At 73.2% G+C, this 13514-nt stretch carries 13 protein-coding genes; 1 reads left to right on the top strand and 12 read right to left on the bottom strand.

Going from position 1 to position 13514, the window contains the following annotated elements:
- Positions 1–88: 88 nt before the first annotated feature.
- Both ACZ407_RS00560 and ACZ407_RS00555 read right to left on the bottom strand, forming a co-directional pair.
- Positions 89–1297, bottom strand: a complete 1209-nt coding sequence (locus tag ACZ407_RS00560; RefSeq protein WP_468124262.1) for a methyltransferase — start codon at positions 1295–1297, stop codon at positions 89–91.
- A gap of 97 nt (positions 1298–1394) precedes the next feature.
- Complete coding sequence (locus ACZ407_RS00555) at positions 1395–1748, bottom strand: tetratricopeptide repeat protein (protein WP_468124260.1); 354 nt, start codon at positions 1746–1748, stop codon at positions 1395–1397.
- 134 nt (positions 1749–1882) lie between these two features.
- On the opposite strand from ACZ407_RS00555, the gene ACZ407_RS00550 reads away from it, so the two are divergent.
- Entirely contained in the window at positions 1883–2848 is a 966-nt protein-coding gene (locus ACZ407_RS00550; protein ID WP_468124258.1) for a pirin family protein, read from the top strand.
- A gap of 90 nt (positions 2849–2938) precedes the next feature.
- Here the strand turns inward: ACZ407_RS00550 and ACZ407_RS00545 are convergent, their stop codons facing one another.
- The 10 genes from ACZ407_RS00545 to ACZ407_RS00500 form a co-directional block, all read right to left on the bottom strand.
- Positions 2939–3772: a class II fructose-bisphosphate aldolase gene (locus ACZ407_RS00545; protein WP_468124256.1), complete on the bottom strand. Its 834-nt coding sequence runs from the start codon at positions 3770–3772 to the stop codon at positions 2939–2941.
- Between the two features lie 80 nt (positions 3773–3852).
- Positions 3853–4098 (bottom strand): acyl carrier protein, encoded by a 246-nt coding sequence (locus ACZ407_RS00540; RefSeq protein WP_468124254.1) that lies wholly within the window; start codon positions 4096–4098, stop codon positions 3853–3855.
- Complete coding sequence (locus ACZ407_RS00535; protein WP_468124253.1) at positions 4095–5066, bottom strand: LLM class F420-dependent oxidoreductase; 972 nt, start codon at positions 5064–5066, stop codon at positions 4095–4097. The genes ACZ407_RS00540 and ACZ407_RS00535 overlap by 4 nt, the downstream gene beginning before the upstream one ends.
- Entirely contained in the window at positions 5063–5338 is a 276-nt protein-coding gene (locus ACZ407_RS00530; protein ID WP_468124251.1) for a PqqD family protein, read from the bottom strand. The genes ACZ407_RS00535 and ACZ407_RS00530 overlap by 4 nt, the downstream gene beginning before the upstream one ends.
- Positions 5335–7725, bottom strand: coding sequence for a beta-ketoacyl synthase N-terminal-like domain-containing protein (locus ACZ407_RS00525; RefSeq protein ID WP_468124249.1), 2391 nt, complete (start codon positions 7723–7725; stop codon positions 5335–5337). Before ACZ407_RS00525 ends, ACZ407_RS00530 begins: the two co-directional genes overlap by 4 nt.
- 31 nt (positions 7726–7756) lie before the next feature.
- Positions 7757–8431: a leucyl/phenylalanyl-tRNA--protein transferase gene (locus ACZ407_RS00520; protein ID WP_468124247.1), complete on the bottom strand. Its 675-nt coding sequence runs from the start codon at positions 8429–8431 to the stop codon at positions 7757–7759.
- Positions 8428–9276, bottom strand: a complete 849-nt coding sequence (locus ACZ407_RS00515) for a hypothetical protein (RefSeq protein ID WP_468124245.1) — start codon at positions 9274–9276, stop codon at positions 8428–8430. Before ACZ407_RS00515 ends, ACZ407_RS00520 begins: the two co-directional genes overlap by 4 nt.
- A 191-nt stretch (positions 9277–9467) precedes the next feature.
- Positions 9468–11108 (bottom strand): non-ribosomal peptide synthetase, encoded by a 1641-nt coding sequence (locus ACZ407_RS00510; protein ID WP_468124244.1) that lies wholly within the window; start codon positions 11106–11108, stop codon positions 9468–9470.
- Positions 11109–11173: 65 nt separating this feature from the next.
- Positions 11174–11923, bottom strand: a complete 750-nt coding sequence (locus ACZ407_RS00505; RefSeq protein WP_468124242.1) for a thioesterase II family protein — start codon at positions 11921–11923, stop codon at positions 11174–11176.
- Positions 11920–13434, bottom strand: coding sequence for an MFS transporter (locus ACZ407_RS00500; protein WP_468124240.1), 1515 nt, complete (start codon positions 13432–13434; stop codon positions 11920–11922). Before ACZ407_RS00500 ends, ACZ407_RS00505 begins: the two co-directional genes overlap by 4 nt.
- Positions 13435–13514 lie beyond the last annotated feature (80 nt).

Below are 13514 nucleotides of genomic sequence, written 5' to 3'. Positions count from 1 at the left end.
CGCCGGGAGAGGGGCCCGCGCAGACCGCCCACCGCCGGGCGGCCGGATCATCCGGCCGCCCGGTCGGCGTGCTCGCACGCCCCCTTCCTCAGCCCCGCTTGACCGCCCGCAGCACGACGAACTTCGGGTCCCCCGCGACGAGTTCGCAGTTGCCGAACAGACGCCGCAGCTTCAGGTGGTAGCCGAGGTGCCGGTTGCCGACCACCCACAGTTCGCCCCCGGGCCGCAGGGCCCGCCGGGACTGGGTGAACATCCGCCAGGCGGTGGTGTCGGTCATGGCCTGGTGCGAGTGGAACGGCGGGTTGTTCAGCACCAGGTCGAGCGAGGCCTCGGGCAGCCCCGCCAGCCCGTCGCCGACGAGGAACTCGGCAGCCCCGAACGGCAGGTTGGCCCGGAACGTCGCCTCGGCCGAGGCCACCGCCTGGTACGACTCGTCGGTGAACACCAGCTCGGCGGCGGGGTTGGCCCGCGCGGCCGCGACCCCCACCACGCCGTTGCCGCACCCGAGGTCCGCGATCCGGACCCGGCCGGCGTCGCGCGGCAGGTGGCCCAGGAAGAAGCGGGTGCCGATGTCCAGCCGGTCGGCGCAGAACACCCCGGCGTGGCTGGTCACCGACAGCCCGGCCGCCAGGCCCTCGTCCGCGCCGAGCGCGTACGTGAGCGGCCACGGGCTGCCGTCCCGCTCCCCGGCAGCACCCGCCGTGCCGGGGGCCTCGGGGGTGCAGAAGATCAGCCGGGCCTTGCGGACGGCCAGGGAGGTGCGGGTCGGACCCAGGATCTGCTCGAACAGCTTCAGGGTGGAGGTGTGGATCTCCTTCACCATGCCGGTGCCCACCACGACCGTGTCCGCGTGCACGTGCGGAGCCAGCCGGTGCAGCTGGTCCTCCAGCAGGGCCAGGCTCTTGGGGACCCGGACCACCAGCAGGTCGGTCCGCTCCGGCGGGGCGTCCTGCGTGGTCAGCAGCCGGACCGCGGCCGCCGGCACCCCGGCGCGCGCCAGGTTGGCGCGGGTGGCCTGCCGGGTCAGGTAGGAATCGGTGATCTGGGTGAGCCCGGCCGCGCCGCCGCGGGCGGCGAGCGCAGTGGTCAGCGCACCCCAGCGGTCGCCGAGCACGGTGACGTGGCGGCTCTCCAGGGCGACCGGCTCCCCGTCCCCCACCTCCCCGGCGAGCTGCCGGAGCAGGTACTCGTCGGCGGCGTCCCAGGCGCGCAGCCGGTCGCGGGGGTCCTCGGGGTAGCGGCCGAGGCCGAATGCGCCCCAGGGCGTCGTGAAACGGTTCTCAGTGGTGCCTGTCATCGTGCCGCCCAGGCTATCCGAGGCCGCCCCGGGCCGCGGCACCGAGCCGCCCGGCGCCGCCCGTCACCCCCCCCGGGCCGCGGCGCCGGGCCGCCCGTCACTCCCCGGGCAGCTCGCCCGCCATCGCCGCGGCCAGCCGCAGGTGCGGGGCGGCCTCGGCGGCGCGGCCCTGCCGCTCCAGGGTCCGGCCCAGCATCAGCTGTGCGTAGTCCTCCACCGGCCAGCGCTCCAGGATCCCGCGCAGCTCGGCCTCGGCCTTCCGCAGCTGGGCCGAGTGGTAGTAGGCGCGCGCCAGCAGCAGCCGCGGAGCCAGCTGCTCGGGGGCCTCCTCGGCCAGGCCGTCGAGCACCTTCGCGGCCGTGGCGTACTCCTTCGCCTCGAAGAAGAGCCGGGCCCGTGCCCAGCGCTCGGCTGCCGTCCCGTGCTCGTAGTACGTCGTACGCTCGCTCATGGCGCCCTTCCGGCCCGGCGGTCCGCGGGTTGCGGGCCGTTCGCGGGGTCCAACCCCACGATGAAGTTGAATATTCCACCAATCAGTCCGGCCGCTCGGCTCCGCAGCGACCCCTCCGCCAGTAGGTTGTCGTCATGAGCAATCTCGATCGCCAGGCCGCCCTCTCGGTGTGCGGCGGCCGCGGCTTCGTCGTCGCCGAACCCGTCCGGGAACTCCTCACCCCCCGCCGCGTCCAGCTGGGCGAGTCCACCGAGGTCCGGCGCCTGCTGCCGAACCTCGGCCGCCGCATGGTGGGCGCCTGGTGCTTCGTCGACCACTACGGCCCGGACGACATCGCCGACGAGCCCGGCATGCAGGTGCCCCCGCACCCGCACATGGGGCTCCAGACCGTCAGCTGGCTGCACGACGGCGAGGTGCTGCACCGCGACAGCACCGGCAGCCTCCAGACCGTACGCCCCCGCGAGCTGGGCCTGATGACCTCAGGACGGGCGATCAGCCACTCGGAGGAGAGCCCGAAGCCGCATGCCCGCTTCCTGCACGGCGCCCAGCTGTGGGTGGCCCTGCCCGAGGAGCACCGCCACACCGAGCCGCACTTCCAGCACCACGCCGCGCTCCCGCAGGTCACCGCGGCCGGCCTGACGGCCACCGTCATCCTCGGCACCCTCGACGGGGCCACCTCTCCGGGTGACACCTACAGCCCGCTCGTCGGCGCCGACGTGACCCTCGCCGCGGGCACCGAGACCGCCCTCCCGCTCGACCCCGACTTCGAGTACGCGGTCCTGTCCATGTCGGGCGAGGCCCGCGTGGACGGGGTCCCGGTGCTCCCCGGCGCGATGCTCTACCTCGGCTGCGGCCGCACGGAACTCCCGCTCCGCGCGGTATCCGACGCCGCCGTGATGCTGCTGGGCGGCGAACCGTTCGAGGAGGAGATCGTCATGTGGTGGAACTTCATCGGCCGCTCCGACGAGGAGATCCGCCAGGCCCGCGCCGACTGGGCGGCCGGCACCCGCTTCGGCGAGGTCAAGGGCTACGACGGCGCCCCCCTCCCCGCCCCCGAGCTGCCGCCGACGCACCTGAAGCCGCGCGGCCGCGTGCGCTGACGGGCCTGCTCCCGCGCAGGGCGCGTGCGGCCTGCGCCCCCCCCGAAACCGGGAGGGCGAGCACGCCGGCCTGCGGAAACATGCGGAGGATCAGGAGCCGAGCGAGGTGAGCAGCCTGGTGACTTCGCCCGTGACGGCTTCCCGGGCGGGCTCGAAGCACGTGCGGGAGTCCGTCAGGGCGGGGTCCTGGTCCAGCATGCCGCGGATCGTCGCCGTGAAGACCGTGGTCAGGCGCGAGGAGATGTTGATCTTCGTCATGCCTGCGGCGATCACCCGGCCGAGTTCCTCGTCGGCCACACCCGAGGAACCGTGGAGGACCAGCGGCACCGGCAGGGTCCGGCTCAGGGTCGTCACCAGTTCCTTGTCGAGCACTGCGGTGCGCTCGCGCATGCGGTGCGAGGAGCCGACCGCGACGGCCAGCGCGTCCACCCCGGTGGACCGGACGAACTCCAGGGCCTCGTCCGGATCGGTCCGGACGCCGAAGGCGTGCGCGCCGCCCTTGCCGCCCACCTTGCCGAGTTCCGCCTCCACGAACACGTCGCGCTCGTGGCACCAGGCGGTCAGCTCCGCCGTGGCGCGCACGTTCTCCTCGTACGGCAGGTCGGAGTAGTCCACCATGACCGACCGGACCCCGGCCTCGACACCCGCACGGATCGCGTCCGGATCGGTCAGGTGGTCGAGGTGGACGGACAGGTCCGCGGGGGAGCCCTCGGCCAGGGCCAGCGTCGCGCGGAGCAGCGGCAGCATGCCGCGGTGGTAGTCGATGCAGTTCTTGCTGATCTGCAGGATCAGCGGGATTCCGGTCCGCTCGGCGGCGGCGACGATCGCCTCGCCCGTCTCCAGGTGGATGACGTTGAAGGCCAGCGCCCCGACACCGGCCGAGCGTGCGCCGTCGACGATCGACGCGGTGGGGACCAGCGGCATGGTGCGGATTTCCTTTGCTCTCTTGTCACTTGCTCTCTGGGGCCGGCCGCGGGCCGGGGCGCCGGATGCGCCCCGGCCGGCTATCCCTCGGCCGGGGCGTGCGCGGCGGTCAGGTGGGCCGCCAGATCCGTGACGGTCGGGTGGGAGAACACGTCGACCGCCCGGAGCGACGGCCAGTGCGCGCGCAGCTCGTTGACGGCGCGGACCACCATCCTCGAATCCACACCCAGGTCGAAGAAACCCGTCTCCCAGTCGATGGCGGGCACGCCCAGCAGCTCGGCGAACGCGTGCGCGATGGTCTCGCAGGCGGTTTCTGCGGCGGTCATGCCATCGCCTCCGAGAGCACCTTGCCGGCCCGGGCCACCCGGTCCAGGTCACCGGCGTCGTCCATGTTCACGATCACTCCGTCGATGCCGCAGGCGCGGTACTCCTGGACCCGGTCGGCCACCTCGGCGGGGGTGCCGCACAGGGCGATGGCGCGTACCGCCGACGGCCGGATGCCGTGCAGCCGGCCGAGCGCCTCCATGCCGCGCTGCAGTTCCGCCTCGGAGTCCGCGATGATCGCCGTGCCCAGCCAGGTCTTGGTGATCGTGCCGGGATCGCGGCCGGCGGCCTCGCACGCCCGCTCCAGCACGCCGATCTTGTGCCGCACGGTCGCCGGGCCGCCGAAGAAGTTACAGCCGTCGGCCAGCTTGGCGATCATGGGGATGGTCGTCCGCTCGCCGCTCCCGCCGATCAGGATCGGCGGGCCGCCGGGGGTGATCGGCTGCGGCACGTTCAGCGCACCCTCGATGCGGTACTGCTTGCCGTGGAAGGTGGGCGCGTGCTCGGTGAACATGGCGCGGCAGATCTTCACCGCTTCCCGCAGCTCGCGCATCCGCTGCCCCAGCTCCGGGAACGGCATGCCGTACGCCTCGTACTCCTCGCCGTGCCAGCCGGCGCCGATGCCGACGACCGCGCGTCCCTTGCTGATCACGTCGATGTTCGTGACCATCTTCGCGAGCAGCGCCGGGTTGCGGAACCCGACGGCCGACACCAGCACGCCCAGCTTCGCCTTCGACGTCAGTGCCGCGAGGCCCGCGAGGGTGGTGTACGCCTCCAGCATGGGGTCGGCGGCTTCACCCACGCTGGCGATCTGGTGCAGGTGGTCCATGGCCCAGATGCTGTCGAATCCCGACTCCTCCGCAGTCCGCGCCACCGCGACGACGTGGTCGAAGAGCCGGCTGTCCGGCACCTGGGGGAAGGCGTAGCTCGCGAACTGGAAGCCGACGCGAGTGAACGGTGCTCCGCTCACGCCTGCTCCAGCAGCCGCAGCTCCAGCAGCCGGCCGATGAAGGCCTCGACCGGCTCACGCACTTCGTCCACCGGCCGGCCGGTGTCCTCGGCCACCTGGCCGACCACCTCGCGCACCGAGCGGCGGCCGTCGATCCGGCGCCACACGTCGCGGGCCTGGGAGTCGAACACGTAGCGGCCGATCAGCGTCTCGACCAGCAGGCCGTCGTCCTCGCCGCGGCGCACGGTGACGTCGAGGGTGCGGACGAGCACCTCGTCCATCAGGGTTGTCATGCGTCTGCTCCTGTCAGCTGGTGGTTCTCGACGAATTCCGTCATCGCCGCGATGGTGGGGGTCTGGAAGGCCAGATCGAGGGGCAGCGAGAGGCGCAGCTCCTCGTTGATCCGCGCGCCGATCTCCACCGCCGTGATGGAGTCGCCGCCCAGTTCGAAGAAGTCCGCGTCGGGATCGACCGTCTTCAGTCCGAGCACCTCGCTCCACGAGGCCGCCACCACCTCGGCGATGGTCGCCGCGGAGTGGCCGGCGGGCGCGGCGGGCGCGGACTCCTGCTGCGCGGCGGGCGCCGGCTTCTCCAGCCAGTGGCGCTGGGCGGCGAAGGGGTAGGAGGGCAGGGACACGACACGGCGCGCCTCGGACCCGTAGTACGCGGCCCAGTCGATCGCCGCACCGCGCGCCCAGGCATGGGCGACGGCGTCCGCGAGCCGGTGCTCCGGGCCCAGGACCAGGCGGTCCGGGGCGAGGAACGCCTTCGGCGCCTCGGGCGCGTCCGCACCGGCGTGCAGCGCGGCCCCGAACTCCCCCTCCTCGCCGCCCGCCAGCAGCCAGTCCACGGCCGGGGCCGCGAACGGCGGGGCGTCGACCCGGGCCACGCTCACCCCGGCCAGCTGGAGGGCGCGCAGGACCACGACCACGGCGAGGGCGCCCGCCGCGGGTTCGGGCAGGGTCTCGAACACCGCTTCCCCGGCGGCTGCGCCCAGCAGTGCCGCGTACTCCGCCAGGGCAGCCGCGGTCAGCGGCTCGGCCGCCGCCTCGCGCCGTGCCATCGCAACGAGTTCGGCCCCGCGGCCCTCGACGGCGAGCGACACACGCGTGCTGCGGGCGGTGGCGAGGTGGGGTGCGCGCAGCGCCGCGACCAGGTCCTCGGAGCCGGCGAAGGAGCCGGCCCAGCGCGCGCCGTGGGCCTGCCGGGCGACCGCCAGGGTGTGGGCGGTGTCGGCGAACTCCTCCGCGGACAGCGGGCCGGCGGCCGACAGCCGGTCGGCGAGCCGGGCCTTGGCGCGGGCCAGGGCGGCGTCGTTGCGCGCGGAGAGCACCACGGCCTGCCGGTCCCGGCGCACCGGGTCGGCCCCCGCCTCCTCCGCGTCGGCCACGATCACATGGGCGTTGGTGCCGCCCAGGCCGAAGGAACTGACACCCGCGATCCGTGCGGTGTCCCGCTCGGGCCACGGCTTGGTGTCGGTGTTGACGTAGAGGGGGGTGCCGTCGAACTCGATCGCCGGGTTCGGCTCCGTGAAGTGGAGACTGGCCGGGATCACCGCGTGCCGGACCGCGAGGACGGCCTTGATCAGCCCGGCCACACCGGCCGCGGCGTCCGTGTGCCCGATGTTCGTCTTCACCGAGCCGAGGGCGACCGCACCCGCGCCCCGGTCGTCCGAGGCGAACACCCGGCTCAGCGCCTCGACCTCGATCGGGTCGCCCAGCGGCGTGGCCGTGCCGTGCGCCTCGATGTACGAGACCTCGCGCGGGTGCACGCCCGCCCGCCGCATCGCGCTGCGGACCACGGTCTCCTGGCCCGCCACGTTGGGCACGGTGAAACCGGCCCGGGCACTGCCGTCGTTGTTCGTGGCCCACCCCCGGATCACGCCGTAGCGGCGGTCCCGGTCCGCGCGCGCCTCGCCGTCGCGCTTGAGCACGACGACACCCGCGCCCGAGGCGGGCAGGGTGCCGGAGGCGTCCCGGTCGAACGTACGGCAGTACCCGTCCGCGGAGTTGACGCCGCCCGGGGCGTACACGTAGCCGTCCACGTCGGGCAGCAGCAGGCTGACCCCGCCCGCGACCGCGATGTCGCAGTCGCCGGCCGCGAGGGCCTGGCAGGCAAGCGCGACCGTGGTCAGGCCGGTGGAGCAGCTGGCCTGGACGGTCAGGCTCGGCCCGCGGAGCCCCAGCTTGAACGCGATGCGCGGGGCGAGGAAGTCCTTCTCGTTCGCCAGGGCCAGGCGCATCTCGCCGAGGTTCTCCACGGCGGCGGTGTTCGGCGCGACGTGGTCGCGGAGGTACGCGTTCTCGCCGGAGCCGACGAAGACGCCGATGACGGGTTCCTCCCGCCCCAGGTAGCCGGAGTCCTCCAGGGCGGCGGCGGCCACTTCGAGCAGCACCCGGTTCTGCGGGTCCATCGCGGCGGCCTCGGCCGGCGGGATGCGGAAGTACTCGGCGTCGAAGTTCTCGGTGCCCTCGATCCGGCCGACCGCCCGCACCAGGGGTGCACCGGAGGACGCGTCGGTGTCTGCGCCGGTGTCTGCGCCGCCCTGGCCGCGGGCGATCGACTCCACACCGGCCGTCAGATTGGCCCAGAACTCCTCCGGGCTGTCCGCACCGGGGTAGCGGCAGGCCATCCCGATGATCGCGATCGGGGTCGCGGCTGTTATGACATCGCCAGTCACGGCTTCGGAATCCTCTTTGTTCGAACGGTCATTACTCGGGCAGGACCGGCTTGGACAGCACGGCCGGGGCCCCTGCACCGATGCGCTCGAAGCGCCGGGCCGCGGCACGCGCCACCGCTGCCGGGAACGCCTCCGCGTCGATGGGCTCGAGCCCCTTGGCGGAGAAGCGGCCCAGATATGCGGGCCCGAACTGGGTGTCGTAGACGGAGAAGCCGGCGTCCGCGAGCGTCAGGACGGCCATCCCCGAGAGGAAGTTGCCGGCCTCGTCCGTCTCCGCCCGGTGGAACTTGGTCTCGCAGAAGTACACGCCGCCCGCCAGCACCCCGATCTCGCCGGCGATCAGCTCCTCGCCGTCCCAGACCTCGAAGGAGACGGCCAGTCCCGCCCGGTGCAGGGCCCGGTACTGCTCGGCCACGGCCGGGGTGATCCACTCCGTGTCGTTGGTCCGGGGGGCCTCGGCGCAGCCGCGGATCACCTGCTCGAAGTCGCCGTTGATCCGCCCGGTCCAGCCACGGCGGCGGGTGCGCTTCCACACGGTGTGCGGGAAACGGGCGTGTTCGAGGTCGAGGTAGAAGCGGGGCTCGGGGATGCGCCAGACGATCTCGTCGCCGAGGCCCCACGGCACGTGTCCGCTGAGGTACCCCGCCATGACGGCGTCGAGCGAGGTGTCGGCCGCGCCCCGGCCGTCCGGGTTCGGACCGCTCACCCCAGGGCCGCCTGCTCGAGGTGGGTGACGGTGTTGCGCGCCCAGTGGGCGACGCGCAGCACGCAGTCCCGCTCGGTCTCGCCCGGGCGGGGGCCTTCGAGGACGTTGGTGCAGTAGTCCTCGACCGTCAGACCCGAGGCCGGGGTCTCCTCGATGCGGCGCAGCAGCCACTTGTCGCTGCGGACCAGGGAGCCGGCCAGGACCAGGGCGCCGTCGGCGATCCACTGGGCTGCGGTCAGGGCGGCGATGCGGGCGCTCTTGACGTCGTCGTTCTGCAGCATGCCCGCCACGTCGGTGAGCCGGTTCTCGGCATCGATCTTCAGGGTGCGGGCCAGGGCGCGCTGGTACGAGGAGGAGGCGATCAGCTCGGCCGTCTCCTCGAAGAACTCGGCGCCCTTGAGCGGCTTGGCGATCGAGAGCCGGTAGATGAAGTCCTTGACGAGGGTGCCGGACTCGCAGAACTCCGGCTCCTCCTCGCCCAGGTAGTCGGCCAGGGCCTGGCGCGGCGCGTCGGTCGGCCAGATCTTCAGGTCGATGCGGGAGTCGCCGTAGCGGCCCATCCACGTCAGGGACGTCAGGCCGCTGTCGTCGGTGCTGCGCCACATCTCCATCGTGTCGTCGACCGGCAGGTCGATGTCCACGTCGGCGAAGGCGTACGCGTCCACGTCGCTGAACGGGTTGGCCCAGCCGGCCGCGGTGGAGCCGGTCAGGCAGATCGCCTTCGCCTCGGCGAGGCCGGGGAACTGGGCGAGCAGGCCTTCGAGGGAGACATCGGGTGCGGTCAGGTCGCCGGGCTGGTCGCACAGCACTCTGATCGAGGGGGCAAAGACGTTCTGGTCCGTCATGGGACTGTCCTCCAGGGTTGCCAACGGGGTGAAACCGGCCCTGCCGGGCCGGGGCGCCGACGGCCGCGGGACCGGGCCGCCCGGGCGCAGCGGTGCGGGCCGCCCGGCGACGGGGCGGGGGCGGGGGCCGACCGGAACGGTCCGGTGATCCGCACGTCCGCGGACCGGTCCGCGGATCCGGTGACCTGCGGTCAGGCGGCCTTCAGCAAGGTGTCCACGGCCTGCACGAACTCGCCGAACCGCGGGTTGGCGAAGATCAGCTGCACCGGCACCTTGTGCAGTACGGCATCGGAGAGCTGGGAGCACATGCGGACCGCACCGATGGAGTCGCCGCCGGCGTCGAAGAAGTCGGTCGCGGCGACCACCTCCTCGGCCGGGGTCCAGCGGGTCCAGGCCTGCCGGACGAGGTCTTCGAGGACGGGGCGCCCGGCGGGGGCGGCGGCCCCGCCGGGCGGTGCCGTGTCCGGCGCGGCCGTCCCGGCGGAGCCGGCCGCAGCTGCGCCGAGGGTGCTGAGCTTGGCGCCCTGGACGTGCTCCATGCCGGAGGTCACCTGGATGCGGTCCGGCTGCCAGGCGGGCGGCAGGGCCGCCTGCAGGTGGGCGGCGACCTGCTCGCGGAGCGCGTCCGGTTCCTGCGCGGACTGGACGATGACCAGGAGGGCGCCGGACGTGCGGTCCACCCGGGCGACCGCGCCGAGCACGCCGGGGCACTCGCGGGCGACGGCGGCCAGGGACTCCGCGTTGACGGTGACCCCGCCGCGCTTCAGACGGGTGAGGTCGGCCCGGCCGTGCAGGTAGACGTACCCGTCGGGTTCGAGCGAGGCCAGGTCGCCGGTGTCGTAGGACGGGCCGGGGTCCCCGCCGGGCAGCGGCTGCACGCCCAGCAGGAGCCGCCCGCGGCCGTCGGCCGTGCCGGCCTCCGGCAGCAGCTCGTACCGCATGAACGGCAGCGGGCCGCCGACCGGCACGGACTCGGGGTGGGCGGTGGCCTTGGGGAGTTCGTCGCAGTCGAAGACGAAGCAGGTCGGGGCCAGTTCCGACGTGCCGTACGCGTTCAGCATCCGGACGTCGGGCAGGGCTTCGCGGGCCCACTCGACGACCGGCCGCGCCACCGGCTCGCTGCCGAAGACGACCAGGCGCACCGAGGGCGGCAGCCCGCGCTCGGTCTTGCGCATGAAGTCGGCCACGCCCATCCAGTACGAACCGGGCAGGTTGACCACGGTGATGCCGTGGTCCCGGAGGAAGTCGAGGAAGGCCTCCGCGCTCGGGGCGTGCTCCCAGGGCGGGACCACCACCGTGCCGCCGGCCCGGAAGGTCGGGACGACCTCCTCGACGAACACGTCGAACCCGGCCGGGGCGAACTGCAGCACCCGGTCGGCGTCCGTGAGGCCGAACGCCTCGCGGATGTCCCGGACGTATGCCTCGAAGACGTCGTGGCCGATGGGGGCGATCTTCGGCTCGCCGGTGGTACCGGAGGTGGCCGCCAGGTACACGGCGCCGGGCCAGGCGCCGGCCGCGCCGGCGCCCGTCTCGGCATCGGCGCCGGTGGCGGTGACGGTGAACCCGCCACCGCCGGATCCGGCCACGACGAGCGCCGCCCCGGAGGCCTCCCGCAGCCGTGCCCGCCGGTCGGCGGGATCGGCTGCCGAGCCCAGCAGGGGGACCCCGCCCGCCTCCAGCACCGCCAGCAGCGCGATGACGGAGGGCAGGCCGCGGTCGCACTCCAGCGCCACCACCTTGCGGCCGGTGCCACCGGCCTCGCCGATCTCGGCGGCCAGTTCTTCCGCCCGCGCGACGACATCGGCATGCCGCCACTCGTAACCCGCAGTCACTACCTACTCCTCCACTCACGCACCGCGCCGAGGCGGCCGTTCAGATCGCTGGGCCCGCGAGGGCCTCACCGGCGCAGTGCCGTGCCGAGTTCCTCGGCCACACATGCCGCGAGGCCGGTCCAGTCCGGGCCGGAAAACAGATGGTCGGCTCCCGCCAGCTCGCGGATCTGCACGTGTCCGGTGGACTGGGCGTGCCAGCCGATGACGTCGCCGAGGCCGATCTCCTCGTCGGCCGTGCCCCGGAAGACCGTCACCGGCACGCCGTCCAGGGGCCCTTCGCGGTACCGGTACTTGGAGAGCGCCTGCATGTCGGCTTCCAGCACGGGCAGGAGCAGCTGCACGATGTCGGGCTCGTCGAGCAGTTCCCGGTCCAGGTAGCGCCGGGCGAGCTGCTCGCGGGACAGCAGCTCCTCGCCGGCCGCCTGCGCGGCCTGCGGCGGGGGCAGCTGCGAGGCCACCGACAGGTGCACAACCGCCGGGCCGAGTTCGCGGGCGAGCTCGAAGGCGATCAGGGCGCCCGAACAGTGCCCGAACAGGGCGATGCGCTCATGGGGAAGGTCCGCGATGGCCCGCCGGACCTCCGCGATGACCTCGGCCACGTCGGTCAGGGCGGGCTCGGACATCCGGTTCTCCCGGCCGGGGAGCCGTACGCCGTACACCCCTACCTCGTCCGGGAAGGCGGCCGCCCAGGTACGGAAGACCACGGCGCTGGCGCCCGCCCACGGCAGGCAGACCAGGGCCGGGCCCTCGGCGGTTCCGGTTGCCCAGGTGACGAGAGTGGAGGCGGCGGGCCGCTGCCGCAGCTCGGTGCTCACTTCGCGGCCCCCGCAGTCCGGGCTGCGTCCGCCGTGTCCGATGCGTCCGCCGCGCTGCCCGTCCCGGCCGCATCCGCTGCGCCGGCGGCCTTCGCGACGGCCGCGGCCGAGCGGATCTGCCACACGCCGGGCACGAAGAGGATGCCCACGGTCACCAGCACGAGCAGCCCGGCCGAGCCGAACATGAGGGTGTTGGCGCCCACGGCGGCCGCGACCGGGCCGACCAGCGCGAAGCCGACGGGCTTGAAGACCTGGGAGCCGAAGAAGTCGAAGGAGCTGATGCGGCCGAGCGCTTCCTCGGGCACGTTCTCGTGGAGGGCCGTGTACCAGAGCGTGTCGCCGAGTTCGGAGCAGGCCCACGCGATGACCGCCACCGCCTGGAGCACCCACAGCGGAGCGCCGAGGGCGAACAGTGCGAAGAACAGGCCGACCGGCAGGATCAGGAACTGCCCGAAGACCAGCGGCAGTCTGGGCTGCACCCGGGTGGCGACGAGGGCGCCGAGGATGGCCCCGGCGGAGGTGGCGGCGAGCAGGCCGCCCCAGGCCCCCGCACCGCCCAGGTCCTCCTTGGCGATGCGGGCGCCCAGGACCATGAAGACCGGGAAGACCGCGAGCTGGAAGACCCCGAAGGACGAGACGATCGTCCACACCCAGGTACGGGAGGTGAACTCCTTCCAGCCCCCCTTGAGTTCCTTGAGCACGGACGCGGAGTTCTCGCGCTCGGGCTCGGTGATTCGCATGAGCGTGAAGGCGATCGCGGCAAGCAGGAACGTTCCTGCGTCCGCGGCCATGCCCCACCCCTCGCCGACGGTGGCCACCAGGAGGGCGCCGACCATCGGGCCGATGATGCCGAGGCCGTTGCGCGACAGCGCCAGCAGGGCGTTCGCCTTCTGCAGGTGCTCGGGGCTGACGCTCTGCGGCACCACGCTCAGCGACGCAGGCAGGAAGAGCGCGTTGCCCAGACCGTAGACGACCTGGAGCAGGGCGACGTTCCAGATTTCGGCCGAGCCTGCCAGCACCAGGGCGCCGGAGCCCGCCTGGGCCCCGAACATGGCGAGATTGGCGCCGATCATCAGCTTGCGGCGGGACATCCGGTCGGCCCAGACACCGCCGATCAACAGCATGGCCACGGTGGGGATCTCGCGGGCCAGCAACACCAGGGCGAGACCGCCGGGGCCCGCCAGTTCCAGCATCGCGAAGGTGAGGGCCACCAGTGAGATGCCGTCGCCCAGGGAGGAGGCCGCCCTCGCACTGAAAAGCATCAGGAAATTACGTTCGGCCAGTGGGCCGCGTGGCGGCCACAGGGTCCGTGACGGCGCAGTCAAAACTTCTTTCTCCTCCCCAAGATTCCCGGACGTCGAATTGTGTTCGGCGCGGCCGGGAGGCGCCCGAGAACGATCAACATAGCCCCAGCAGTTGTGGGCCGCCACCCCCGAATGAAGGGATCCGGGAATTCCGGATGGCCTTCCTATGAGCCGCGCCACATTCCGGGAGCGACCTGTCGGTTTCATCCCCCATGGGGGGAGAAAAAGGGATGAAGCCCCCTAGAGTCCGACCATCCCGTCGCGCTGCGGAGCGTTTCGAGAGGGTT

The organism is Streptomyces sp. NPDC030809 (genome assembly GCF_055572195.1).
The sequence above is the reverse complement of the archived record's forward strand: the minus strand, read 5'-3'. Positions and strand labels throughout refer to the sequence as shown.